This window comes from Zoogloea dura (assembly GCF_012927165.1).
Taxonomy (GTDB): domain Bacteria; phylum Pseudomonadota; class Gammaproteobacteria; order Burkholderiales; family Rhodocyclaceae; genus Zoogloea; species Zoogloea dura.
Genome location: NZ_JABBGA010000020.1, coordinates 36288 through 59129, shown reverse-complemented (window position 1 = coordinate 59129; position 22842 = coordinate 36288). Strand labels below are relative to the sequence as shown.

Genomic DNA, 22842 nt, shown 5'->3' with positions numbered 1-22842 from the left:
TTGGATTGGGTGATTGGCGGGGCCGTCAGGCCGCGCTGGCCGAGAAGTGCTCGGCGTGGATGTTCTCGGGGTCGAGGCCGAGGGCCTCGAGATGCCGGCGGGCCGACTCGATCATCGGCGGCGGGCCACACAGGTAGGCCACGGCGCTGGGCGGGTCCACCAGGTCGGCAGCACCGATGACCTCCACCGGATTGCCCACCAGGCCGGTGTAGCCAGGGCCGGGGTTGGCCACCGCCACCTTGACCTTGAGGCCGGGCAGCCAGGCGGCACGGGTCTCCAGCTCGTCCTGGTAGAACAGGTTGTCCTCGCTGGCGCAGCCGAAGCTGAGCAGGACCTTCGGCTTGCGGCCGGACTTGAGGCGGATGTCCTCGAGCATGCCGAGCATCGGCGCCAGGCCGGTGCCGCCGGCGATCATGATCTGCTGGGCCTTGGAGTCGCGCAGGTAGAACAGGCCGAAGGGGCCTTCCAGCTCCATCTCGTCACCCACCTTGACCCGCGAGCGGAGGTAGTCGGACATCACCCCGGCGTCGAGCACCCGCAGCAGCAGGACCAGCTCGGGCAGATCGCCCATCGTCGAGGCCATGGAGTAGGAGCGCCACTCTTCAGTGCCGGGCACCCTCACCCGCACATACTGGCCGCTGCGGAACTCCAGGCCGGCGTCATCGGGCAGGCGCAGGCACAGCCGCACCACGTTGCTGGCCACCCAGCTCGCCTCGCCGACCACGGCCGTGCAACGCTCGGGGCCGGGCTCGTCGAGCAGGCTGCTCGGGTAGTCGAAGTGCATCACCGCGTCGCTGTCACAGAAGGAGGTGCAGGTCAGGCGGAAGCCTTCGGCCGCCTCGCTGGGCAGCAGGGAGGTACCCCGCGCGGTGTTCATGCGCACCTCGCCGGATTCGACCCGGGTCACGCAGGTGCCGCAGCTGCCGGTGAGGCACTGGTGGACCAGGCGGACATCGTTCTCCTTGGCCGCAGCCAGGATGGTCTGGCCGTTACGGACCGGGAAGGCCCGCTCCACGCCGTCGCTGAAACGGACGGTGGCGGAGCAGGTCTGGCTTGCCTCGGCGGGCATCTTTTCTAGGATCGTCATCGCATCGTTCTCCACGGGCCGGGGCACCGGCGGCGCCCCGGCATGGGCCTCTTACTCGCCCTTCTTGTCCCGGTAGTGGCCGCAGCCCGGACCGCGGATCTCGGCCAGCACGTTGCTGGCCCCCTTCACCACGCCGGATACGCCGCGCGGCTTCTTGGCGATGCCGCGGTTGTAGCGGGAGGCGACCTTGCGCCAGGTGATGATCGAGTAGTCCATGTCGCCGAGCTGCTCGTCGGCCCAGCCGGCGCCGTCTGCATAGAAGTTCTGCATGGCGTCGCGGGCGAACAGGTCACAGTCGTTGAAGCCGTGCAGGGCCATCGGCTCGTAGAAGTTCTTGAAGCGGTATTCGAAGCCCTTCACGTCTTCCTCGGTCGGGCAGCGCTTGACCAGCACTTCCCAGTACTCGTAGGTGTCGTCGGTGATGGGCACATACCACTCGTACTGCACGACGTTCTCTTCCGGCCAGTTCTCCACCATCAGCACGCCGGGCAGGAACATGGAGGTGCGGAAGTACTTGGGCACGCTGCCGGAGGCCTTCACGTTGAGCCGCTCGTTGACCAGCACCGGCTCGTAGTTGTCGGTGAAGTACATGTTGATGAAGCCCTTCGGGCCGTCTTCATCCTCGATCAGCTGGGTGGCCTGGTCGGTCAGCGGCTTGATGCCCAGGGGCACGGCCCAGTCCTTGGCCTGGACGATGGTGCAGTCCTTGTGGATCAGCAGGTGGCCGGCGTCGAAGCCGTTCTCGCAGGCCAGGCGCCAGTTGGCGTAGCCGGTGCGGTGCACGCCCAGGGCCACGGCATCCTTGTCGAGCATGCTCGGGGTGTCCGGCCAGAACGGGTGCGGGAAGCGCTCGTTGTTGTCGGGGAAGCGGATCGGCAGATCCTGGGCCAGCGGGGGGATCTCGTCTTCCCAGTCGTCGCTCTTGACGAAGACGAAGACGATGCCGTTCACCTCCTCCACCGGGTAGGTCGGGATGCCGGTGGTGCCGATGATCTCGTCATCAGGTGCGGCCACGATGGAGACCAGCTCGCCGGTCTCGATGCTGAAGGTGAAGCCGTGGTACCAGCAGGTGATGGTGTCTTCGGTCAGGCACATGGGCTTGGCCGACAGCTTGACGCCGCGGTGCAGGCACTGGTCCTTCAGCGCATAGACCTTGCCCTTGGAGCGGCGCAGCACGATGGGCACGCCACAGATCTGCACCCCGACCGCCGAGCCTTCCGGCACTTCGCCGGCAAAGCGGGCCGGATACCAATGGTTCAGAAAGCCCCACTCCGCTTCGGCGTAGGGAGCGTAGAGACGCCGGGCTGCATCGTTGTTGGCCTTCTTGACCGTCCGTTTCATGTCCATTCGATTGACTCCGTGAGTTCGGTTCAGTGATCCATCCCACCACCTGGGCTGCTTTCGTCCTGCGCTGTTGAGCGAGTTCGTGAGACAAAATATCGTCGACGTTAAATTGAAAGTCAATCAATTTTCTAAAGGTTTTTTGTCGTAATGCAGTGCAATATCAGTCAATAAATCGAGAAAAACCAGGCACCAATTGAGGGCCCGGGAATGTCCAGGGTGGTGCCGGAGGGCTCCATGCTGCGCTGCAAAAGGGGTTGGGAATCCCTGTTCCGGTGCGTGGAAGCGAGGGGGATGAAGGCTTGCAAAAAGCCTTCATCCAGATGGCATCAGAAAAAATTTTTTCTGCGAAAAGAAGGACTTGACGAGGATGTGAAATTAATACTTACTAGGTGATCGATAGAACTTCAATCAACCATTCAAGCAACAAGAGCGCCCCTGCGCCCTCCCTGATCCAAGGAGAAGCCTCGTGGAAACATCGCCATCCCGTCCTCCGGCCAGCTTCGACCTGCTGCGCTCGACCGACCTGGACCAAACCCGGGCGCTCGTCGCCGGGGTGTTCTGCGATCACCGCCTCGACCTCGTCCGCCGCGAGCCGCTCGACTACGTGCACCTGCACGGCCAGATCGGACGGATCGGCTTCAGCGTGATGAGCTATGGCGCGGAGGTGGACATCACGCCCGGCCCGCTGAAATCCTTCTTCCTGGTGCAGATGCCGCTGGAGGGGCATGACCTGATCCGCATCGGCAAGGACAGCCTGCACAGCGATGCCAACCACGCCTCCGTGCATTCGCCCGATGACAGCCTGGGCATGCACTGGAGCAAAGACTGCCGCAAGATGGTGGTTCGCTTCGACCGGGACACGCTCGAGCGCCATGCCCAGAGCATGACCGGCACCCCCGCCAGGCCGGGCGGCCTGAAGTTCCAGCCGGTGATGGACGCCCGCCAGGGCGCCGGGCAGGCCTGGATCCGCACCGCACGCCATGTGCTCGACGAGCTACGGGCATCGCCGGCCCTGCTCGCTTCGCCGCTGATCTGCGCCCAGTTCGAGCAGCTCCTGATGACCACCCTGCTGGAATGGCAGCCGGGCAGCGTCAGCGCCTCTCTGCAGCGCGATACCCGCGAGGTGCTGCCGCGTCATGTGCGCCTGGTCGAGGACTACATCCGGGCCCATCCGGAGCAGCCGATCTCGATCGAGCAGCTCACCGAACTGGCCGGCGTCAGCGGGCGCACCCTGTACAGCGGCTTCCAGAAGTTCCGGGGTGTCAGCCCCATGCGCTACCTGCGCGACGTGCGCATGGAACGGGTGCGCAGCGACCTGCTGGACCCATCCCAGCCGCGCAGCGTCACCGAACTGGCCACCCGCTGGGGCTTCTTCCAGCTCGGCCGCTTCGCCACCGAGTACCGCAAGCGCTACGGCGAGTGCCCCGGTGACACCCTGCGCCGCGCCGCGTAGGGGCGGCTTCAGCAAGAATTCACACCGGTTTCATTTTTCTGCAGTAACTGAACACCCCCTGCAGTGGCGGCATAGTCCGTACCCGCCGCTTCCCGCACATTGCGTCCATCCACTTCTCCGGAAGGGGATCCCCCCAACAACGCAAAGCGGAGCGACACAACATGCGCAAGATCACCATCATCGGCGCCGGCCAGGCCGGCCTGCATCTGGGCATCGGCCTGGTCTCCAAGGGCTTCGACGTCACCGTGGTATCCAACCGGACCGGAGAGCAGATCGCCAACGGCAAGGTCATGTCGAGCCAGTCCATGTACGACATGGCGATCGGCTACGAACGGGAACTCGGCCTGTCCATGTGGGACGACGTCTGTCCGCCGATCGAGGGCGTGCACATGCGCGCCGGCCTCAGCGACGGCACCAAGTTGATAGACTGGCGCTCCCGCATGGGCGCCAACGGCCAGTCGGTGGACCAGCGCATCAAGATGCCCCGCTGGATGGACGAATTCCAGCGCCGCGGCGGCAAGCTGGTGATCCAGGAGGCCGGCATCCTGGAGACCGAGGAGTACGCCAAGGACAGCGACCTGGTGCTGGTCGCCACCGGCAAGGGCGAGCTGGGCAAGCTCTTCGAGCGGGACGCGGAACGCTCCGTGTTCGACCGGCCGATGCGCACCATCGCCCTCACCTACGTGCACGGCATGAAGGCCCGCGACGACTTCTCGGCGCTCAACATCAGCATCAACCCGGGCATCGGCGAGTACGTGAACTTCCCGGCCATGACCCACACCGGCCCCTGCGACATCATCAACCTGGAATGCATCGAAGGCGGCCCGATGGACCGCTGGAGCGAGGCGAAGACGCCGGCCGATCACCTCGCCCTCACGGTGGAGCTGATCCGCGAGTTCTTCCCCTGGGAAGCCCCCCGCTGCGAGAACCTGCGCCTCACCGACGACAACGGCATCCTGGTCGGCCGCGTCACCCCCACCGTGCGCAAGCCGGTCGGCGTCCTCCCCTCGGGCCGCCAGGTGCTGGGCATGGCCGACGTGCTGGTGCTCAACGACCCGATCACCGGCCAGGGGTCCAACAACGCCGCCAAGTGTGTGAACGTCTACATGAAGTCCATCCTCGAGCACGGCGACGCCGCCTTCGACACGGCCTGGATGCAGGACACCTTCGAGCGCTACTGGGACTACGCCCAGTGGGTCGCGCGCTTCACCAACACCCACCTGCTGCCCCCGCCGCCGCAGGTGATGAAGGTCTTCGGCGCCTGTGGCCAGAATCCGGCGCTGGCCGCCCGGGTGGCCAACGCCTTCGACGACCCCAAGGGCCTCGCCCCCTGGTACTACGACCCGGTGGAAGCCGACCGCTTCATCGAATCCTTCGCCGTCCCCGCCTGAGGAGGCCTGCCATGAACACGCACTTCTCCTCCCGGCTGCGACGCCTGCCCCTCGCCGTCCTTGCCGCCACCTGCACCCTCGCCACCCTCCCCGCCCTGGCCACCCAGGGCACCTTCCCGCATGGCTACGGCGTGAAATCCGAAGGCATGGGCGGCGTCGGCATCGCCCTCGCCCAGGACGGCCTGGCCGGCGCCACCAACCCGGCCGGCATGGTCCGGGTGGGCAGCCGCTTCGATGTGGGCGCCGCCTTCCTGTCGGTGGACAACGGCTCGCGCTTCGCCGGCACCACCTACGACGCCACCGAGAACAAAGGGCTGTACATCATTCCCCAGCTGGGCGCGAACTACATGATCGACGCCGACAGCTCCATCGGCGTGTCGGTGGTCGGCAACGGCGTGGGCACAGCCTACAGCCGCAGTGCCAACGTGGGCGGCATGCAGGGGCCCCGCTCCCAACTGCAGCAGATGGTTGCCACCTTCTCCTATGCGCGCAAGCTGGGCGAAGTCCATTCCGTCGGCGCCGGGCTGGTCCTGGCGCGCCAGGCCCTGACCATCCGCGGGCCGTCCAGCATCGGACTGCCGGAAGGCCACGACTCGTCCTACGGCGCCGGCATCCGGGTGGGCTGGAGTGGCCAATTGACGCCCGAGCTGACGATCGGGGCGACCTACGCCAGCAAGGTGGACATGGGCAAGATGGATCGCTTCAAGGGCCTGCTGGCCGAGGGCGGTGACATGGATGTCCCCGCCAACTACGGCCTTGGCGCGGCCTACCGGCTGGGCGCCACCACCCTGGCAGCCGACGTCATGCGCATCGAATGGGGCGAAGTCCGCTCCCTGGCCAACCCGGGCGTCACCAACGCCGGCGGGCCGCCGGGCAGCGCCAACGGCCCCGGCTTCGGCTGGCGCAACCAATCGGTATGGCGGGTGGGTGTGGACCACGCCCTGAGCGAGGCCCTGACCCTGCGGGCCGGCTACAACCAGGGCACCCGCCTGCTCAACCCGCGGGACACCTACCTGGGCGTGCTCGCTCCGTCCGCCAACCGCCGCCACGTGACCGTCGGCGCAAGCTACCAGGTGAGCCGCGACGGCGAGCTGTCGCTGGCCTACGCCCGCTCGATCAAGGGCACCACCCAGGGCACCGGCACTCCGCCTGACGGCCTGACCGACCTGTACATGGGCCAGGACTGGCTGTCGGTCAGCTACGGCATGCGCTTCTGAGCGGGAGGGCAGACTCATGATCGATGCAGCGGAACTCCGCAGCGCCCTCGGGCGCTTCGCCACCGGGGTGACCATCATCACCACCCGCAGCACCTCCGGCGAAGCCGTCGGCGTCACCGCCAGCAGCTTCAACGCGGTGTCCCTGGACCCGCCGCTGATCCTGTGGAGCCTGGGCAGGAACGCCTTCAGCCACCCGATTTTCGAGGCGGCCAGCCACTTTGCCGTGCATGTGCTGGGAGATGACCAGCGGGATCTGTCGAACCGTTTCGCGCGGGCGTCCAGCGCCAAGTTCGAGGGACTGGCGACCCGTGAGGGCCTGGGGGGCGTGCCGCTGCTGGGCAACTGCGCAGCGGTGTTCGAGTGCTCCACCGAGCATCGCTACGCGGGCGGCGACCACCTGATCCTGGTGGGCCGCGTGCTGCGCCTGGATCAGGGGCCTGCGGAGCGCCCGCCCCTGCTCTTCCACCAGGGGCGCTATGCCGCCCTGGCCGGCGAGACCAGCACCGTATAAGGAGAGATCAAGCAGAGATACAGCATCACGCGCCGTCCGGCTCCACCTCGCGGTGGAGCCGGAAACTCACTTCTTCCTGGTCTTCGCTGCAGGGCTCGGCACATCCTGGCTGACGTAGGGATTGTAGGTGGCCGACACCCGCACCGCTTCGTCATACACGCCGCTCAGCATGCTGATCAGGCGGGCCGCCTCGGAGAGCTTGCGGTCGATGGACTCGATGGACTTGGTCTGCTCGGTCAGCACACGCTGGCGGAACTGGGCGTACTGGTTGATCAGCTCTCGGCCCTTGTCCGTCACATCGTAGGTGAACACCTTGCTCTTGCCTTCGCGGATCTTCACCACCAGCTCGTAGGCCACCAGCTTGCGCAGGCTGTACTGGACGTTGGTGACCGAGTCGGTATTGGTCTGGCGGGCCAGCAGGCCGACCGTCTTGGGGGTGTCCTGCAGCCCGATCACGTGCAGCAGGATCAGTTCGGAAAACGACAGGTCGGCCAGCCCCGAGATGTGCGCGATCTGCATGCAGTAGCGCTCGAAAGCCTGGAAGAAACGAAGGATGGACCACTCGAACTCGGTGGTGACCGCTTCGTGGTGCGGCGTGCCGAGGTGCCAGGCCCTTGCGGGGACTGCCTGCGCCTTCTCTTTGGCGGTACTGCGTTTTTCTTGCGTCATCTTGTAGGGGTCGATGCTCCGGAAGCCCGGAGCAATGTTCCAGTGAAAGCCTATTCGTCGGAGGACGTATCCAGCGCCATGTAACCCGTCGAGGCCCGGCCGGCCTCGTCGTAGAGACCGATCAGCATGCTCACCGTCCTGGCCGAAAAGAGCAGGCGCGCCTCGCCGTTCTCCAGCTCGCCGATCTGGCGGATCAACAGCTGGCGGCGGATGTTGGCCACCTCGTCACACACCTGGCGTCCCTTTTCGGTGACCTCGACATTGGTGTTCTTGCCGGCGCCATCCCGGGCCTTGCGCACCAGTTCCAGCCCCATCAGCTTGCGCAGGCTGTACTGGATGTTCTGCACGTCATCCCGGTTGAGCAGGTTGGCGATCATGCTGGCCGGTTTGGCCCGGTCATGCAACCCGACTATATGCAGGACGGTCATTTCCTGGATGCTTACCGTGGTCAGGCCCAGCATGTTGAGGGCCTGGCGATTGTAGCGGTCAAAGGCCTCGTGCCAGCGCAGCAGAGCCCATTCGAGTTCGGTGGCGGCGGCCTCCAGGGACGTATGGGCGAGATGCCATCCGGTTACTGCGGCACCTTCGCTGGCAATGGTGGGCTCCTGACCGGGGATCCATTTTGTATTCATTCTAGTGTAGTTCCCTAACTTGCAGACTTTGGTGAGTGCGCGATGCGCCGGCGAATGTTAGCGACTTGCCGGCGGGCTGTGGAAGCAAGTTGCGCGCGCTTCCCTTGGTCAACAGGCCCCGGACGCCCGTTCCCGCAGCACCCGGTCGGCCAGGGCCAGCCAGGCCATTGCCTCGAGTACAGGAACCGCGCGGATACCCACGCAGGGGTCCCGCTTGCCCCGGGTCATCAGCAGGGCCGGGCGGCCGGCCTTGTCGATCGTCCGGCGGGGCAGATGCACGCTCGGAGTGGGCTTGACTGCAATCCAGGCCCGCAGTTCCCCCGGCGCCTCATCAAACTCCACCGCCTTCACCGCATTGACCCCCATCAGGGCCCGTCCCAGGGTGTCCAGCCAGGCGTCTCCCGGCCTGTCGAAGGGCTCCGGCAGGCGGACGAGCAGTTCGATCCTCGCCCCCACCGAATCGCCGTCGGCACGGTGGCGGGCCAGCATCGCCTCGACCTCCTCCTCGCGGCTGGCGTCGGCCACGAAGCGCGGACTACGCGCCAGCTCGGCCGCGTCGCGGAATGGCAGCTGGAGCTCGCCGATGCAGGCCACCCAGGCGCTCAGGGCAATGCCATAACGCTGTTCCAGCCAGTGCCGGGCCACCGCCCCGGCAGCCACCCGGGCAGCCGTCTCGCGGGCGGAGGCGCGGCCACCACCCCGGTGATCGTTGATCCCGTACTTGTGCCAGTAGGTGTATTCCGCGTGCCCCGGGCGGAACAGCCGGTCGAGGCGGCTGTAATCGATCAGGCGCACGTCCTGGTTGCGGATCAGCAGGGCGATGGGCTGGCCCGTAGACCGGCCGTCGAACACGCCCGACAGGATCTCCACCTGGTCGGGCTCGCTGCGCTGACTGAGGGCACCCGCCAGCCGTGGCCGCCGCCGCTCGAGGGCCGCCTGGATCAGGGGCGTGTCGATGGCGAGACCGGGTGGGCACCCCTCCACCACGCAACCGATTGCGGGCCCGTGGCTTTCACCGAAGGAGGTGACACGGAAGAGCGTGCCGAAACTGTTTCCTGCCATGCGGCATCTTAGCGCACGACGAACAATCAATCAAAACAACAGCAATATTAAAAGCTTTTTTCAATTAACTTTTAGTTGATTTTATGTTGACATCAAACTTGATGGAGCCATAACCTTTGCCATCGCACGCGCCTTGCCTGTGCGCTATCGACGATCCCTTCCCCCAGGAGCCCCTCCCCATGAACCAGAACCCCGAAATCGCCCAGCAGCTCACCGTTGGCAACATCACCACCAACTACCACGACCAGGGCACGGGCTTCCCCGTCACCCTGCTGCACGGCTCCGGCGCCGGCGTGACCGCCTGGGCCAACTGGCGAGGCGCCATCCCGGTGCTCGCCGCCCAGCGCCGCGTGATCGCCCCCGACCTGGTCGGCTTCGGCTACACCGAAGCACCGGCCGACCTCGAATACACGCTCATGGATACCTGGGTGGACCAGATCATCGGCCTGCTCGACGCACTCAAGATCGAGCGCACCGACCTGGTCGGCAACTCCTTCGGCGGCACCCTCAGCCTGGCCCTGGCGATCCGCCACCCGGAGCGCATCCGCCGCATCGTGCTGATGGGCAGCGGCGGCCAGCCCTTCCCCTTCACGCCCGAGCTGGACGCCCTGTGGGGCTACACCCCGTCCATCGAGAACATGAAGAAGATCCTGGACATCATGGCCTTCGACCGCTCCATCGTGACCGACGAGCTGGCTGAGCTGCGCTACCGCGCCACCGCCCGCCCCGGCGTGCAGGAGCGCTTCGAGAAGGTCTTCCCGCCGCCGCGCCAGCGCTGGTGCGACGCCCAGATCATGTCCGACGCCGATCTGGCCAAGCTGCAGAATGAAGTGCTGATCATCCACGGCCGGGACGACCGGGTCGTCCCGCTGGACGTGTCCCTCAAGCTCGCCGCCAAGATCGACCGGTCCCAGCTCCACGTCTTCGGCCGTTGCGGCCACTGGACGCAGATCGAGCACGGCGCCCGCTTCATCAAGCTGGTCCAGGACTTCCTGGCCGAAGCCGACTGACCCGACCGGGAGCAAAGCCATGAGCCACCCGCTTCACGCCGCCATCACCCTCGAGCCGGCCGCCCTCGACTACCTCCGGCCGATCGTCGCGAAGCAGCCGGCCGGCTGCCTCGGTGTCCGCGTCTATGTGCTCCACCCCGGCACCTCCCTGGCCCATGCGGGCCTGGGCTACGCCCGGGAAGGCGAACATCCGGACGAGGTGCCGATGGATGTGGCCGGCCTGCAGGTCTTCTACAACCCGGCCCACGTGGACTTCCTGCGGGATCTCCGCGTGAGCTGTCAGAAGACCGAAACCGGCCAGCGCCTGAAGCTGGTGGCTCCGCATATCAAGGAGAGCATCGCGCCGCCGGCCGATGCGCCGCTGGAACGCCGGATCAGCCATTTCCTGGAGACCGACATCAACCCCCAGCTGGCCGAGCACCAGGGCTCCATCGTGCTGCATGCCGTCGAGAACGGCGACACCGCCCTGCTCAAGTTCGGTGGCAGCTGCCACGGCTGTGGCAGCGCCGACCTGACCCTGACCGAATTCATCAGCGTGCGCCTGCGCCAGCACTTCCCCGAGATCGCCGAAGTACGCGCCCTCGCCCACACCCATGCCTGAGACCATGCTGCCTGACCTGATCGCCCGCCTCGACCGCATCGCCGACCTGCTCGAACGCCACACCCCGCCTGCCGGCCCGCCCGCGGACCGGCTCGACGAAGCGGTGGCCTTCCTGTGGCGGCGCGACCGCGGCTGGGGCGGCGCCGCCCACCTGGTGCCGGTGCGCGACCCGCTGTTCGTACGCTTCGACCAGCTGCGCAACATCGACGGCCCGCGCAGCCTGGTGGAACGCAACACCCGCCAGTTCGTGCAGGGCCTGCCCGCCAACAACGTGCTGATGACCGGCGCCCGCGGCACTGGCAAGTCCTCCCTGGTACGGGCCTGCCTGGACGCCTTCCACAAAGACGGCCTGCGCCTGATCGAGGTGGAAAAGCAGCATCTGGACGACCTGCCGGAGATCGTCGACCGGGTCCGCCGCCGCCCCGAGCGCTTCATCATCTTCTGCGACGACCTGTCCTTCGAGGATGGCGAGACCGGCTACAAAGGGCTCAAGACGGTGCTCGACGGCTCCATCGCCGGCCCCTCGGCCAACGTGCTGATCTACGCCACCTCGAACCGCCGCCACCTGGTCACCGAACGCGCCGCCGACAACCTCAGCCACTACCGCGACGATTCCGGCGAACTGCACCCGGGCGACACGGTGGAGGAGAAGACCTCCCTGTCCGAGCGCTTCGGGCTATGGACCCACTTCTACTCCTTCTCCCAGGATGAGTACCTGGCGGTGGTGGCCCAGTGGCTGGGGCATTACCACTACGACGCGGCGACCATCGATGCGGCACGCCAGGAGGCCCTGCAGTGGGCCCTCTCCCGCGGCGCCCGCTCCGGCCGCATCGCCCGCCAGTTCGCCAGCGACTACGCCGGCCGCCACCCCCTTCAGGCCTGCGTCTGAAGACGCTTGGCGTAGCGGTTGGCCAGCATCGAGCAGATGATCAGCTGGATCTGGTGATAGAACATGATCGGCAACAGGACCAGCCCGATGGACGGGCTGGCGCCGAACAGCAGCTTGGCCATCGGCACGCCGGACGCCAGGGTCTTCTTGGAAGCACAGAACACCGTGGCGATCTCGTCCGCGGTGGCCATGCCGAGCCGCCGAGCCGTCCAGGTGGTCAGGGCCAGCACGACCACCAGCAGGCCTGCCGCGCCGAGGGCCGCGATCAGCAGCACATCCACCCCGTTGTCCCGCCACAGGCCTGCCGCAACGCCGTCACAGAAGGCGGTGAACACCAGCATCACGATCACCCAGCGGTCGAGCAGGTGGGTCATGTGGCGATGACGCACATGCCAGGCATGCAACAGCGGGCGCAGCAGCATGCCCGCCGCCAGCGGCAGCACGAGCAGCCGGAAGATGCCCAGCACCGTATCCATGAATGGCAGGCCACGCCCGTCCGCGTGGGCAAAGAAGCCGACAATCAGCGGGGTCAGCACGATGCCCAGCAGGCTCGACAGGGTCGCGTTGAAGATCGCCACCGGCACATTGCCCCGGGCCAGCCCGGTCAGCGCCACCGACGACGAGATGGTCGACGGCAGCGCACACAGGTAGCAGAAGCCCAGCGCCAGATCCCGCGGCAGATGCGGGCCGGCCAGCGCATCCACGCCCCACCAGATCAGCGGAAAGATCGCAAAAGTGGTGAGCTGCACCACCGCATGCACCTTCCAGCCGCGCATGCCCTGCACCAGGCTCGCCACCGACAGGCCGAGTCCGTGCAGGAAGAACACGATGGCGATCCCCACACTGGCCACCACTTCACCATGCAGCACGCCGCCGGTACGGCCCAGCCCGGGAAAGAAGCTGGCCACCACCACCGCGCCCACCAGCGCCAGCAGGAACCACTCGGACTTCAGACGCAGGCACAATCGCTGCAAGGGGGAAGAGGTGCTTTCCATGAACGCATCACCGCAAATGTAGGAAACCGGACTCTAGGCCAGGCCCCTTCGACGCTCTAACGGCATCGGGTCATGGAATAGCGAGAAACGGACAAGGCCATGCAGACCACCCACAAACGCAGCATCCCGCGCCTGCCAGGCCTGCCGCGGCCCCTCTACAACCGTCACGAAACCCTCGCGCCGGGCTCGTGGACCGAGGAACACAGCCATCCCTGGTGCCAGCTCTCGTATGCCGCGCGGGGCGTGCTGGGCGTGCGCACCCCCAGCTTCGACCACGCCGCACCACCCCATCATGCCGTGTGGATCCCGCCCGACGTGCCCCACCAGGTGGTCAATCGCCGCGAGGCGGAGATGCGCAGCCTGTACCTGTCGCGCGAAGCCGCGGCCGGGCTGCCTGCCGAAAGCTGCATCCTCGAGATCAGCCCGCTGATCCGCGAACTGATCCGGCGCATCGGCGAACTGCCGGTCGAATACGACGAGGACGGCCCCCCCGGCCGCCTGGTGGCGGTGCTGGTGGATGAACTGGCCGCCGCCCGGCGCGCGCCCTTCGGCTTGCCCCTGCCCTCCGACCGCCGCCTGGTGGCGATCTGCAGCGCCCTCGAACAGGCCCCCGACGACGACCGCACCCTCACCGAATGGGCCGCCAATGCCGGTGCCTCGGCCCGCACCCTGGCCCGCCTGTTCATTAAGGAAACCGGCCTGGGTTTCGGCGAATGGCGTCAGCGGCTGCGCCTGCTGCTGTCCCTCGACGCCCTCGAGGCCGGCGAAAGCGTGACCCGGGTGGCCCTGGCCCACGGCTACAACTCCACCTCCGCCTTCATCGCCGCCTTTCGCGGCGCCTTCGGCGCATCGCCGGGGGAGCTGCGCGACAGGTCAGGCACCTGAGTCCCGCCCAATGCAACAAGGCGGCCTCCCCCGAACGGGAGAGGCCGCCTTGCAGGCATCCGGCAGACTGACCGTTCAGCGGCCGATCCGCCCCTTGCCCCGTGCCAGCCGGTGCAGCACCGCGACGAGGGTATCGATCTCCTCGCAGGTGTTGTAGAAGGCCAGCGACGGCCTCACCGTGGCTTCCTGCCCGAAACGGCGCAGGATGGGCTGGGCGCAGTGGTGGCCGGAGCGCACCGCGATGCCCTCCTCGTTGAGGGCCTTGCCGACCTCGTCGGGACGATAGCCGTCGAGCACGAAGGAGCTGACACTCGCCTTCTCGCGGGCGGTGCCGATCAGCTTGAGACCCGGCACCGTGAGCAGGCCGCGGGTGGTGTACACCAGCAGGTCGTGCTCATAGCGGGCGATGTTCTCCATGCCGAGCCGCTCCACGTAGTCGATCGCCGCGCCCAGGCCCACCGCATCGGCGATGTTGCCGGTGCCGGCCTCGAAACGGGTCGGAGGACCGTGGTAAATGGTCTTCTCGAAGGTCACGTCGGCAATCATGTTGCCACCGCCCTGCCAGGGCGGCATGTCCTCGAGGATGGCCCGCTTGCCATACACCGCGCCGATGCCGGTCGGGGCGAACACCTTGTGGCCGGAGAAGACGAAGAAGTCCGCGTCGATCTCCTGCACGTTGACCCGCATGTGTGATACCGACTGGGCACCGTCCACCACTGCCAGCGCACCGGCCTGGTGGGCCATGGCAACGATCTCCTTGACCGGCACCACGGTGCCGAGGGCGTTGGAGACCTGGGTCACCGACACGATCTTCGTGCGGCTGGTGAGCAGCTTGCGGTACTCGTCGAGCAGCACCTGGCCGGTGTCATCCACCGGAATCACCTTGAGCTTCGCCCCCTTGGCCGCGGCAAGCTGCTGCCAGGGCACGATGTTGGCGTGGTGTTCGAGGTTGGAGACGATGATCTCGTCGCCCTCGCCCACGTTCTGCCAGCCCCAGGTCTTGGCGATCAGGTTGATGCCTTCGGTGGCGCCGCGCACGAAGATGATCTCCTCCGTGGACGAGGCCCCCAGGAAGCGCGCCACCTTGCTGCGCGCACCTTCGTAGGCATCCGTCGCCCGGGCGGCGAGTTCATGGGCGGCCCGGTGGATGTTGGAGTTCTCGTGCTGGTAGAAATACGCCAGCCGGTCGATCACCGCCTGCGGCTTATGGGTCGTAGCCGCGTTGTCCAGCCAGATCAGTTGCCGGCCGTTGACGCGCTCCTGCAGGATCGGGAAGTCGCGGCGTACCGCCTGCACGTCGAAGGCCGGATGGGCCGGTGACGCCGTGGCCGGCACGCTGGCCTCCCGGTTCTGCACCCCCGCCGTATCGAGGAAGTAGAAATGCCCCGGCGCGCCGGCAGGGTGGGCTGCTGCAGCACCACGACGGTCACTCCCCAGTTCGGCGAGGATCTGGTGCAGTTCCGCTTCACCCGGCAGCCCGAAGGCCTGGGGCACGACGCGGTTCTCCACCGCTGGTGCGGCGCCGGGAGCCTGCCCGGCGGACTGGAATGCACCCGCCTCGCCCAGGAAGTAATAGGGCATGGACGGCGCCAGCGGCGGCGGTGAGGCCGGCGGACTGAAGGTCGGCAGGGCGGCGGCGTAGGCCTCCGGCACACCGAACACCGGCGCACCGGGCCGGCCTGCGGCCGCGGCGTGGTCGATCGGAACCGACTCCGCCCGTACCGGCGCCACCGGCGCGGCGGCGGTCAGGGTCGGGCCGACGTTGCCGGTAGGGACGATCTCCGGCGCCGGGGCGCTGGCCGCAGCCCCCCCAGCGGACAGCTTCGACGCCAGCGGGCCGGCCAGGCCCGTCGGCAGCGCGGCGAAGAACTCGCCGGCCAGCCGCGCCAACGTCACCTCATCCGGCACGCCTGCAGGAACCGCGCCGGCCAGGCCGGCGAGGCCCTCACCAGGAAACACCGGGCCGCCCGCGGTTTCCTGCCCCCCCGTGGGGGGCGGGCTGGGCACAGCCCAGCCCTGGGGGTCACTTGTAAGTGTCGGGATAGTCATGGTACTTGCCGATCTCCACGTCTTCGAGGACAGCCAGGGCATCGTCGGTCAGCACGGCCAGCGAGCAATACAGGGAAATCAGGTAGGACGAGATGGCGTTGCGGTTGATGCCCATGAAGCGCACCGACAGGCCCGGGGTCTGTTCGCCGGCAAGACCCGGCTGGAACAGGCCGACCACGCCCTGGCGCTTCTCGCCGGTGCGCAGCAGGATGATCTTGGTCTTGCCGTCCTCGACCGGCACCTTGTCCGACGGGATCAGCGGAATGCCGCGCCAGGTCAGGAACTGGGCACCGAACAGGCTGACGGTCGGAGGCGGCACGCCACGACGGGTGCATTCACGGCCGAAGGCGGCGATGGCCAGCGGGTGGGTCAGGAAGAAACCGGGCTCCTTCCACACCTTGGTGAGCAGGTCGTCCAGGTCGTCCGGGGTCGGGGCGCCGGTCAGGGTGGAGATGCGCTGATCGTCATGGACGTTGGCCAGCAGGCCGTAGTCCGGGTTGTTGATCAGTTCGCTTTCCTGACGCTCCTTGATGGTCTCGACGGTCAGGCGCAGCTGTTCCTTGATCTGGTCATGCGGGCTGCTGTACAGGTCGGAGACACGGGTGTGCACGTCCAGGATGGTGGTCACCGCGTTGAGGAAATACTCGCGGGGCGCCTCGTCGTAGTCCACGAAGGTCTGCGGCAGCTCGGACTCGTCGCGCTGGGAGCAGGCGACGCGCACGTCGCGGGGGTTCTTGACCTTGTTCAGGCGGTAGATACCCGCCTCGACCGGCAGCCACTGGAGCAGATGCACCAGCCAGCGCGGCGAGATGGTCGACAGCTGGGGGACGGTCTTGGTGGCATTCGCCAGTTGCCGGGCGGCGTTATCGCCGAGGGCAGTCGGGGCGTCGTGATGCTCAGCCATGGAAGCTCCTTATCTGAAAAAGTGGAAACGTTATGAATAAAATTGATTAGGCGAGTGTCCTGCCTGGCCGGTCATGCTTCAACCGGCTATAGCAGGCTGTCGACATGCCGGCGGGTTCAGAAGGACGCGGAAGACTCGATGCGGGCGATCAGGACCGAGGGGCTGAGGCGGAAGGCGAGCGCCAGCTTGTCGATGGTGGTCAGCGACGGCATCGCCCCGCCGCGCTCGATCTCGCCCACGTAGCCGCGGTTCAGCTCGGCGTGCTCGGCGAGCTCCTCCTGCGACCAGCCGCGGGATTCCCGGAGCTGGCGCACGAGGGTCCCGAAGCGGTCTGCCAGGGTGTCGGCAGGATCTGACGGGGAAGCCATCGACCGACTCAATCCTGGACCCACGGCAGGCCGTGGAAGCGCCAGCCGCCAATGCCGCCGCGGCGCTGCTGGGAATCGAGTTCGCCCTCGAAGCCTTCAAGGATGTTGAACGCACTGGTGAAGCCCGCCTTGGCCGCCGCCTCGGCTGCGGCCGCCGAGCGCTTGCCGCTGCGACAGAGGAAGACCACCACGCTGTCCTTCCCGACCTTGGCTTCCAGCTCCTTGACGAAGCGCGGGTTGCGGTTCATGGAGGTACCGGTGGCCCAGGCCACATGCAGGCCCTCGGGCACATGGCCGACGAACTTGCGCTCCTCGGCGGTGCGCACGTCCACCAGCACGGCGCGGCCGGCGGTGACCAGCTTCCAGGCGTCGGCGGGGAACACTCCGCCGGCATAGGGCAGGCCATCACTGCGGGCGCGCTCGCGGGCCTGGGAAAGAAGGGTTTCGGCAATATCGGCGCTGCCGGCGCCCGGCGGCGTGGAGTCGGCACTGACCGACGAATCGAGGCTGGAATCGAGCATGAAGTTCTCCCGGACGATATGGGCCGCAACCCCCTGCGGGTGCGGTCGATGGGAGAACATTAACGAGGGGCCCTCAGGAGGCGAACCAAGAAGATTTCAGAAGCCTTGCAGGGCGGCGCTGATATGCATCGCAGGAATTCTGAAATAGAAGGAAGCAGGGGTATGCAAGGGCGCGCCCGTGCATACCCCTCCATCCATCAGCCCGACTCGAAGACGAACTGCTGGGTGGCGACGATCTCGGCGTCACCCGACACGCAGCGGTATTGCAGCATCGCGCTGCGCACCGCCTGGTGGAAGACCTTGGGACCGGACAGGATGGTCACCTCCTTCACCGCACCATCACGGATGATCGCCTGGGCCCGGATCACCCCGCTGACCCCCTCTGCGCCGCGGGGCACTTCGGGACGCACCTGGGTCGGGCAGCTGGCCGCCATGTCGGCCTTCACCGGCTTGGGCGCCGCGACCGGCGCCGGGGCAGGCGGAGCGGGCGGCGCGATCACCGGGGCCGGTGGCGGCGTCGGTGATGCCGCCGCGATGACCGGTGGTGGCGTCACTGCCGGTGTCACCTCGGGCGGCGGCACGTAGGCCGGCGGCGGCGGAGTCTTCAGCTTCGGCGCCTCCAGCTTCACCACCTTCGGCGGCGGGGGCGGCGGCGGAGGCAGCTTCACCTCCTGGATCACCGCCGCATCCAGCGGCTTCTTGATGACCTTGACGATATCCCGGGCCAGGCCTGACACCAGCGCATAGCCGAGAACGACGTGCAGCCCCACGACCACGACCAGCCCGGTGGCGCTGCGGGACGGGTCCTTGGGCTGAAAATGGTAGTTTGCGGTAATCGTGCTCATTCTATGAATTGCTCGCTGCCAATGACGCCAATCTTGGTGAGCCCCGAGCGCTTCGTCGCCGCCAGGATGCTCGCCACCACTTCATAACGGGCATGCCGGTCGGGGCGCAGGTGCACCTCGGGCTGGACCGGCAGCAGGGAGACATCCTTCATCTTCTGCTCCAGCTCGGCCCCGCTGCCCACTGCCACACCCTGCCAATGCACCACGCTCTTCGCATCCACGTCGATCTTCACCACCTCCGGCTTCACGTCGCTGGGGGGCGGCGTGCCGACGGGCAGGTTGAGGTTGACTGCGTGGAGCTGGATCGGGATGGTGATGATCAGCATCACCAGCAGGACCAGCATCACGTCGATCAAGGGCGTGGTGTTGATGTCCATCATCACCTCGGGATCGCCGCTGGCGCTGCTGCTTCCCACGTTCATTGCCATGTTCCGGTCCTCCTCAACCGCCCCGGGCGGGCGGTTCGGTAATGAAGGCCACCTTGCCGATACCGGCCAGCTGGCAGGCGTAGAGGATCTTGCCGACGCCCTCGTACTGCGCCGTCAGATCACCGCGGATCTGTACCTCGGGCTGGGGCTGCTGCACGGAGACCTTCTTCAGGTGTTCCACCAGCGCCCGGGTGCTCGCCACCTTCGAATCCTGGATGTAGATGGCGTTGCTGCTGTCCACCGAGATCACCAGGTTCTCCGGCTTGGATTCCCGCACCTCGACGGTTTCCTTGGGCAATTCCACCGGCACCGAGGTGGTGACGACCGGGATGGTGATCAGGAAGATGATCAGCAGCACCAGCATCACATCCACCAGCGGCGTGGTGTTGATCGCCGCGATGACTTCGTCGTCTCCCTCGGCGGGAGCTGCACTGATGGCCATGACTGCGTGCCCCGCCGATCAGGCCTTGCTGGCCGAGGCCAGGATGACCGAGTGCAGGTCGCTGCCGAAGGCGCGGACGTCGTCCAGCACGCTCTTGTTGCGGCGGACCAGCCAGTTGTAGCCCAGCACCGCCGGCACCGCGACGGCCAGGCCGATGGCGGTCATGATCAGCGCCTCGCCCACCGGGCCGGCCACCTTGTCGATGGACGCCTGGCCGGCCACGCCGATGGCGGTCAGAGCGTGGTAGATGCCCCACACGGTACCGAACAGGCCGACGAAGGGCGCGGTCGAGCCGACCGTCGCCAGGAAGGCCAGGCCACCCTGCAGGCGGCTCTGGATGCGCTCGATGGCGCGCTGGATCGACAGGGTCACCCACTCGTTGAAACCCACATGCTGGAGCAGGCCGTCATGCTTCTTGGTGGCTTCGATGCCGGCTTCGGCGATGAAGCGGAAGGGGCTGGAGCCTTCCAGGTTCTCGGCCCCCTGCTGCACGGAGCCGGCGTTCCAGAACTGGCTGGTGGTCTTCTTGGCCTGGCGGCCGATCTTGGTCTGCTCCAGCAGCTTCACGATGATCACGTACCAGCTGCCGACACTCATGACCAGCAGGAGCAGCAGCACGGTCTTGGCCACCGCATCACTGCCCTTCCACAAGGCCTCGATGCCATAGGGGTTGTCGACAATGGCGGTGCCCCCGGCCTTGGCGCCGGCACCCTCTGCAGCAGCCACCGGCGCCGGAGCAGCCTCGGCCGCGGCGCTCACCGCGGGCGCCGGCTGCGACTGGGCCAGTGCAGCGCCGGCGAATGTCGCCCCGGAAAGGGCGATCAGCCCCGAGGCCAGCAAGGCCGAAATACGGGAACGACCGCGGTTTATATCAAAATTGAACATGCTAATTCTCCGGACAGATAAGCAGAAAGGCGAAAAGGCGAAACATTCACACCAAGCCCATTGCACAGCCCGTGCCAGAACAAAAAGCAATGACTATTCAGACTCTTGCCATTCCTCCCCGAGAAACCAACACCCATTCTGCTGACGCTCATGCACAATTGCTGCTGATATCCCAGCAGAGCTGCTGACGAATAAGCAGAAGCACCCGAGATATAGATAGCAGAAATTCTTTGTTTCAGATGGGGAACCGGATTCTTACAATTGGCTCACCCCATCAGGTCTCGCGAAAAAATGAACTATTCACCGCACATCATTACATTCCCGGACCCGCGTTCCGTATCCCTGTCCATCCGGGCCAGCGCGGTGGTTTTCGCGGACCCGAAATCCCTGCAGCTGCTGTCACTGATCGACCGGGTGGCGCCCAGCAACGCCAATATCCTGATCATTGGAGAAACCGGCACCGGCAAGGAACTGGTCGCCCGCCAGGTCCATCTCTCAAGCCTGCGGGCAGCCCAACCATTTCTCGCGATCAATTGCGGCGCCTTTTCCGAAACCCTGTTCGAGAGCGAGCTGTTCGGTTTCGAAAAGGGCGCCTTCACCGGCGCGATGAATTCCAAGGCGGGCTGGTTCGAAGCCGCCAATGGCGGCACCCTCTTTCTGGATGAAATCGGCGACCTGCCCCTGCCGATGCAGGTCAAGCTCCTGCGCGTGCTGCAGGAAGGCGAAGTGGTGCGCATCGGCGCCCGCAAGCCGGTCAAGGTGGACGTGCGTCTGATTGCCGCCACCAACGTCGACCTGGAAAAAGCCGTCGCCGAAGGGCGTTTCCGCGAGGATCTGTATTACCGCCTCAAGGTGGTGGCGCTGGAATTGCCGATCCTGCGCGAGCGCCCCCGCGACATCGTCCCGCTGGCCCGCCATTTCATCAGCAAATACGCCCATCGCCTGGACATCATCGAGCCGGGCCTCTCACCGCAGGCCGAAAAGGCCCTGCTCGACTACCCCTGGCCGGGCAATATCCGCGAACTCGAAAACGTATTGCACCGCGCCCTGCTGGTCTTCCATGGCAAGCAGATCGACGTGGAGGACCTGCACCTGCTGCCCACCCAGATCGACAAGCCGGCCCGCGAACAGCCGGCATCACCGGCCGACCTGCAGGACTGCTTCACGCGCCACCTGAAAAGCCTGTTCGAGGAAGGCCGCGAAGGCATCTTCGACCACATCGTGGACCAGACCATCCACGCCGCCTACCAGTGGGAGCACCTCAACCAGGTCCGCACTGCGCGCCTGCTCGGCATTTCGCGCAATGTGCTGCGCACCCATCTCAAGCGCATGAAGCTGATCGACTGAATGCGGAGGCGGGTTTAGGCGCCGGCGGGCTTCAATCAACGGGGATTGTGGGTGTTCAGCGGATTGCGGGCGGCGGAAGAGGGTGTCGCAAAATCCGCGGGTCCAAGCCTGTGGGAGGTGGCTGTCAGCACTTTGTGTTCGAAGCTGGTGTGCCTTTGCTGGGCGGCTTTCCGTTGTTTTACATTGGATTGGCCGGGAGTTCGCCCCGGCGGGTCGGAACGGGCTTTTACCGGGCACCGAGCCTCTGCGGAAAATCCGGTGAATGCGAAGCGCTGGGGTTTTGCTTTTCTCGTTGGAAGCCAGCCTCGGCTTCAGCAAACGCGCGGTGTTTGCGAAAAGCCCGTTCTGACCCGCCGAGCAGCGGAGTATCGGGCGGGGCCTTCCGGCGCGGCTGTCTGAGGAGGCGCAGCCGACGAGTTCCGCGCCGGCCGCCCGATGCGAGCAGCGCAGGGGAGTCGTTCGCGCAGCGAACGACCGGGGAAGCCGGGTCGCCTTTCTTTTCCCCTTTCTTTGGCGACGCAAAGAAAGGGGTCGCCCGCCGGGGCGAAATCCCGGCCAATTCAACGCCAAACAACGGAAAGCCGCCCACTAACGAGCAGCCCCCCAGACAAAAGCCCCAGACTCAGAATAACCAACACAACCTGAACAACATCAGCCCCGGCAAGACCGCAGAGTTTTACAACACCCTCTGAAGCCCCCCCTACACTGCCCCACCCTCAAACAGATATTCAAACCATGGCCGGAAAACCCTGGGTCGACGCCAACTACCGTTTCATCGCGGCCTATCAGGAAGTCAACGCCCGCATCGCCCAGCGCCAGCAGGCGCTGGCCCTCTACGTGACCCTGGTGGTCAGCATCCTGGCCGCCCTGGTGGCACTCAAGCCCGGCGCAGGCGCCGGGCATGTGCCGGTGGAATGGCTGCTGCTGGGCTTTCCGGTGGCCTCCACCTGCCTGGCCTTCCTCAACTACAAGGCCGAGCGGGCGATCACCAACCTGCGCCAGTTCCTCACCACCCTGGAACGTCTCGAACGCGATGTACACGGCCTGCCCAGCTACAACACGGACCCCCGCTGGTCGGCCCGCGCCAACCAGGCCCGACGCTTCCACGACCTGGCGGCGGCGGTGCTGGTCGCCGGCGGCAATGGCATCGGGCTGGCCGCCGCAAGCAGCATCTACCCGGAAAGGATCGCCGAGAACCGCGCCATCCTGTGGGTCGCCATCGCGGCCAGCCTGGCCTCCCTGGCCGTCCTGCTGCTCAGCCCGCGCTGGAGCTTCCGGCCGGAAGAGTGACAGACCGGCCGGAGAGC

At 66.4% G+C, this 22842-nt stretch carries 24 protein-coding genes; 10 read left to right on the top strand and 14 right to left on the bottom strand.

Annotated elements, in window-relative coordinates:
• Nucleotides 1-25: 25 nt before the first annotated feature.
• Together HHL15_RS19590 and HHL15_RS19585 are read right to left on the bottom strand one after the other, a co-directional pair.
• Nucleotides 26-1087: an FAD-binding oxidoreductase gene (locus tag HHL15_RS19590; RefSeq protein WP_169147499.1), complete on the bottom strand. Its 1062-nt coding sequence runs from the start codon at nucleotides 1085-1087 to the stop codon at nucleotides 26-28.
• Nucleotides 1088-1138: 51 nt separating this feature from the next.
• The gene (locus HHL15_RS19585) at nucleotides 1139-2434 is read right to left on the bottom strand and encodes a Rieske 2Fe-2S domain-containing protein (RefSeq protein ID WP_169147498.1); all 1296 of its coding nucleotides are present in this window, start codon (nucleotides 2432-2434) and stop codon (nucleotides 1139-1141) included.
• A 463-nt stretch (nucleotides 2435-2897) separates the two neighbouring features.
• Here HHL15_RS19585 and HHL15_RS19580 point away from each other — a divergent pair, with 463 nt between their 5' ends.
• From HHL15_RS19580 to HHL15_RS19565, 4 genes are all read left to right on the top strand, one after another.
• Complete coding sequence (locus HHL15_RS19580) at nucleotides 2898-3884, top strand: AraC family transcriptional regulator (protein ID WP_328825068.1); 987 nt, start codon at nucleotides 2898-2900, stop codon at nucleotides 3882-3884.
• 161 nt (nucleotides 3885-4045) lie between these two features.
• Nucleotides 4046-5275 (top strand): styrene monooxygenase/indole monooxygenase family protein, encoded by a 1230-nt coding sequence (locus tag HHL15_RS19575; RefSeq protein WP_169147497.1) that lies wholly within the window; start codon nucleotides 4046-4048, stop codon nucleotides 5273-5275.
• A gap of 11 nt (nucleotides 5276-5286) precedes the next feature.
• Nucleotides 5287-6492: an OmpP1/FadL family transporter gene (locus HHL15_RS19570; protein ID WP_169147496.1), complete on the top strand. Its 1206-nt coding sequence runs from the start codon at nucleotides 5287-5289 to the stop codon at nucleotides 6490-6492.
• Nucleotides 6493-6508: 16 nt separating this feature from the next.
• Nucleotides 6509-7003, top strand: coding sequence for a flavin reductase family protein (locus tag HHL15_RS19565; protein ID WP_169147495.1), 495 nt, complete (start codon nucleotides 6509-6511; stop codon nucleotides 7001-7003).
• A gap of 66 nt (nucleotides 7004-7069) precedes the next feature.
• Here the strand turns inward: HHL15_RS19565 and HHL15_RS19560 are convergent, their stop codons facing one another.
• The 3 genes from HHL15_RS19560 to aroC all read right to left on the bottom strand — a co-directional run bounded on the left by HHL15_RS19560 (nucleotide 7070) and on the right by aroC (nucleotide 9366).
• Nucleotides 7070-7672 carry a winged helix DNA-binding protein gene (locus HHL15_RS19560; protein WP_169147494.1) on the bottom strand — a complete coding sequence of 201 codons (603 nt, stop codon included), beginning with the start codon at nucleotides 7670-7672 and terminating at the stop codon, nucleotides 7070-7072.
• Between the two features lie 50 nt (nucleotides 7673-7722).
• Nucleotides 7723-8304: a winged helix DNA-binding protein gene (locus tag HHL15_RS19555; protein WP_169147493.1), complete on the bottom strand. Its 582-nt coding sequence runs from the start codon at nucleotides 8302-8304 to the stop codon at nucleotides 7723-7725.
• 108 nt (nucleotides 8305-8412) lie between these two features.
• Nucleotides 8413-9366 (bottom strand): chorismate synthase, encoded by a 954-nt coding sequence (aroC, locus tag HHL15_RS19550; protein WP_169147492.1) that lies wholly within the window; start codon nucleotides 9364-9366, stop codon nucleotides 8413-8415.
• A 179-nt stretch (nucleotides 9367-9545) separates the two neighbouring features.
• On the opposite strand from aroC, the gene HHL15_RS19545 reads away from it, so the two are divergent.
• Genes HHL15_RS19545 through HHL15_RS19535 form a run of 3 tightly spaced genes read left to right on the top strand, consistent with a single transcriptional unit; the run spans nucleotide 9546 to nucleotide 11866 of the window.
• Entirely contained in the window at nucleotides 9546-10376 is an 831-nt protein-coding gene (locus HHL15_RS19545; protein ID WP_169147491.1) for an alpha/beta fold hydrolase, read from the top strand.
• 19 nt (nucleotides 10377-10395) lie between these two features.
• Nucleotides 10396-10977 carry a NifU family protein gene (locus HHL15_RS19540; protein ID WP_235943530.1) on the top strand — a complete coding sequence of 194 codons (582 nt, stop codon included), beginning with the start codon at nucleotides 10396-10398 and terminating at the stop codon, nucleotides 10975-10977.
• Nucleotides 10970-11866 carry an ATP-binding protein gene (locus HHL15_RS19535; RefSeq protein WP_169147490.1) on the top strand — a complete coding sequence of 299 codons (897 nt, stop codon included), beginning with the start codon at nucleotides 10970-10972 and terminating at the stop codon, nucleotides 11864-11866. The genes HHL15_RS19540 and HHL15_RS19535 overlap by 8 nt, the downstream gene beginning before the upstream one ends.
• Here the strand turns inward: HHL15_RS19535 and HHL15_RS19530 are convergent.
• Nucleotides 11851-12861, bottom strand: a complete 1011-nt coding sequence (locus HHL15_RS19530) for a bile acid:sodium symporter family protein (protein WP_169147489.1) — start codon at nucleotides 12859-12861, stop codon at nucleotides 11851-11853. The genes HHL15_RS19535 and HHL15_RS19530 overlap by 16 nt on opposite strands.
• Before the next feature lie 99 nt (nucleotides 12862-12960).
• Here HHL15_RS19530 and HHL15_RS19525 point away from each other — a divergent pair, with 99 nt between their 5' ends.
• Nucleotides 12961-13746 (top strand): AraC family transcriptional regulator, encoded by a 786-nt coding sequence (locus tag HHL15_RS19525; protein WP_169147488.1) that lies wholly within the window; start codon nucleotides 12961-12963, stop codon nucleotides 13744-13746.
• 75 nt (nucleotides 13747-13821) lie between these two features.
• Here the strand turns inward: HHL15_RS19525 and HHL15_RS19520 are convergent, their stop codons facing one another.
• The 8 genes from HHL15_RS19520 to HHL15_RS19485 form a co-directional block, all read right to left on the bottom strand.
• The gene (locus HHL15_RS19520; protein WP_206198871.1) at nucleotides 13822-15795 is read right to left on the bottom strand and encodes a family 2A encapsulin nanocompartment cargo protein cysteine desulfurase; all 1974 of its coding nucleotides are present in this window, start codon (nucleotides 15793-15795) and stop codon (nucleotides 13822-13824) included.
• On the bottom strand, nucleotides 15770-16699 hold the full coding sequence (locus tag HHL15_RS19515; protein ID WP_169147486.1) for a family 2A encapsulin nanocompartment shell protein: 930 nt from the start codon (nucleotides 16697-16699) through the stop codon (nucleotides 15770-15772). The genes HHL15_RS19520 and HHL15_RS19515 overlap by 26 nt, the downstream gene beginning before the upstream one ends.
• Nucleotides 16700-16815: 116 nt before the next feature.
• A complete protein-coding gene (locus tag HHL15_RS19510; RefSeq protein ID WP_169147485.1) occupies nucleotides 16816-17067 on the bottom strand; it encodes a helix-turn-helix domain-containing protein in 252 nt (83 codons plus the stop codon).
• An 8-nt stretch (nucleotides 17068-17075) separates the two neighbouring features.
• Nucleotides 17076-17588: a rhodanese-like domain-containing protein gene (locus HHL15_RS19505; RefSeq protein WP_169147484.1), complete on the bottom strand. Its 513-nt coding sequence runs from the start codon at nucleotides 17586-17588 to the stop codon at nucleotides 17076-17078.
• Between the two features lie 197 nt (nucleotides 17589-17785).
• A complete protein-coding gene (locus tag HHL15_RS19500) occupies nucleotides 17786-18433 on the bottom strand; it encodes an energy transducer TonB (protein WP_169147483.1) in 648 nt (215 codons plus the stop codon).
• Nucleotides 18430-18861: an ExbD/TolR family protein gene (locus tag HHL15_RS19495; RefSeq protein WP_169147482.1), complete on the bottom strand. Its 432-nt coding sequence runs from the start codon at nucleotides 18859-18861 to the stop codon at nucleotides 18430-18432. Before HHL15_RS19495 ends, HHL15_RS19500 begins: the two co-directional genes overlap by 4 nt.
• Nucleotides 18862-18874: 13 nt before the next feature.
• Nucleotides 18875-19303, bottom strand: a complete 429-nt coding sequence (locus HHL15_RS19490) for an ExbD/TolR family protein (RefSeq protein ID WP_169147481.1) — start codon at nucleotides 19301-19303, stop codon at nucleotides 18875-18877.
• A gap of 18 nt (nucleotides 19304-19321) precedes the next feature.
• Nucleotides 19322-20188, bottom strand: a complete 867-nt coding sequence (locus HHL15_RS19485; RefSeq protein WP_169147480.1) for a MotA/TolQ/ExbB proton channel family protein — start codon at nucleotides 20186-20188, stop codon at nucleotides 19322-19324.
• 291 nt (nucleotides 20189-20479) lie between these two features.
• Here HHL15_RS19485 and HHL15_RS19480 point away from each other — a divergent pair, with 291 nt between their 5' ends.
• Both HHL15_RS19480 and HHL15_RS19475 read left to right on the top strand, forming a co-directional pair.
• Complete coding sequence (locus HHL15_RS19480) at nucleotides 20480-21535, top strand: sigma-54 interaction domain-containing protein (RefSeq protein WP_169147479.1); 1056 nt, start codon at nucleotides 20480-20482, stop codon at nucleotides 21533-21535.
• 735 nt (nucleotides 21536-22270) lie between these two features.
• A complete protein-coding gene (locus HHL15_RS19475) occupies nucleotides 22271-22825 on the top strand; it encodes a hypothetical protein (protein WP_169147478.1) in 555 nt (184 codons plus the stop codon).
• Nucleotides 22826-22842 lie beyond the last annotated feature (17 nt).

Coding starts and splice junctions, on each gene's coding strand:
- HHL15_RS19485 (WP_169147480.1), bottom strand. CDS start 20,188: ATGTTCAATTTTGATATAAACCGCGGTCGTTCCCGTATTTCGGCCTTG.
- HHL15_RS19585 (WP_169147498.1), bottom strand. CDS start 2,434: ATGGACATGAAACGGACGGTCAAGAAGGCCAACAACGATGCAGCCCGG.
- HHL15_RS19535 (WP_169147490.1), top strand. CDS start 10,970: ATGCCTGAGACCATGCTGCCTGACCTGATCGCCCGCCTCGACCGCATC.
- HHL15_RS19540 (WP_235943530.1), top strand. CDS start 10,396: ATGAGCCACCCGCTTCACGCCGCCATCACCCTCGAGCCGGCCGCCCTC.
- HHL15_RS19515 (WP_169147486.1), bottom strand. CDS start 16,699: ATGGCTGAGCATCACGACGCCCCGACTGCCCTCGGCGATAACGCCGCC.
- HHL15_RS19505 (WP_169147484.1), bottom strand. CDS start 17,588: ATGCTCGATTCCAGCCTCGATTCGTCGGTCAGTGCCGACTCCACGCCG.
- HHL15_RS19560 (WP_169147494.1), bottom strand. CDS start 7,672: ATGACGCAAGAAAAACGCAGTACCGCCAAAGAGAAGGCGCAGGCAGTC.
- HHL15_RS19590 (WP_169147499.1), bottom strand. CDS start 1,087: ATGACGATCCTAGAAAAGATGCCCGCCGAGGCAAGCCAGACCTGCTCC.
- HHL15_RS19495 (WP_169147482.1), bottom strand. CDS start 18,861: ATGGCAATGAACGTGGGAAGCAGCAGCGCCAGCGGCGATCCCGAGGTG.
- HHL15_RS19510 (WP_169147485.1), bottom strand. CDS start 17,067: ATGGCTTCCCCGTCAGATCCTGCCGACACCCTGGCAGACCGCTTCGGG.
- aroC (WP_169147492.1), bottom strand. CDS start 9,366: ATGGCAGGAAACAGTTTCGGCACGCTCTTCCGTGTCACCTCCTTCGGT.
- HHL15_RS19500 (WP_169147483.1), bottom strand. CDS start 18,433: ATGAGCACGATTACCGCAAACTACCATTTTCAGCCCAAGGACCCGTCC.
- HHL15_RS19475 (WP_169147478.1), top strand. CDS start 22,271: ATGGCCGGAAAACCCTGGGTCGACGCCAACTACCGTTTCATCGCGGCC.
- HHL15_RS19530 (WP_169147489.1), bottom strand. CDS start 12,861: ATGGAAAGCACCTCTTCCCCCTTGCAGCGATTGTGCCTGCGTCTGAAG.
- HHL15_RS19570 (WP_169147496.1), top strand. CDS start 5,287: ATGAACACGCACTTCTCCTCCCGGCTGCGACGCCTGCCCCTCGCCGTC.
- HHL15_RS19520 (WP_206198871.1), bottom strand. CDS start 15,795: ATGACTATCCCGACACTTACAAGTGACCCCCAGGGCTGGGCTGTGCCC.
- HHL15_RS19545 (WP_169147491.1), top strand. CDS start 9,546: ATGAACCAGAACCCCGAAATCGCCCAGCAGCTCACCGTTGGCAACATC.
- HHL15_RS19575 (WP_169147497.1), top strand. CDS start 4,046: ATGCGCAAGATCACCATCATCGGCGCCGGCCAGGCCGGCCTGCATCTG.
- HHL15_RS19555 (WP_169147493.1), bottom strand. CDS start 8,304: ATGAATACAAAATGGATCCCCGGTCAGGAGCCCACCATTGCCAGCGAA.
- HHL15_RS19565 (WP_169147495.1), top strand. CDS start 6,509: ATGATCGATGCAGCGGAACTCCGCAGCGCCCTCGGGCGCTTCGCCACC.
- HHL15_RS19525 (WP_169147488.1), top strand. CDS start 12,961: ATGCAGACCACCCACAAACGCAGCATCCCGCGCCTGCCAGGCCTGCCG.
- HHL15_RS19490 (WP_169147481.1), bottom strand. CDS start 19,303: ATGGCCATCAGTGCAGCTCCCGCCGAGGGAGACGACGAAGTCATCGCG.
- HHL15_RS19480 (WP_169147479.1), top strand. CDS start 20,480: ATGAACTATTCACCGCACATCATTACATTCCCGGACCCGCGTTCCGTA.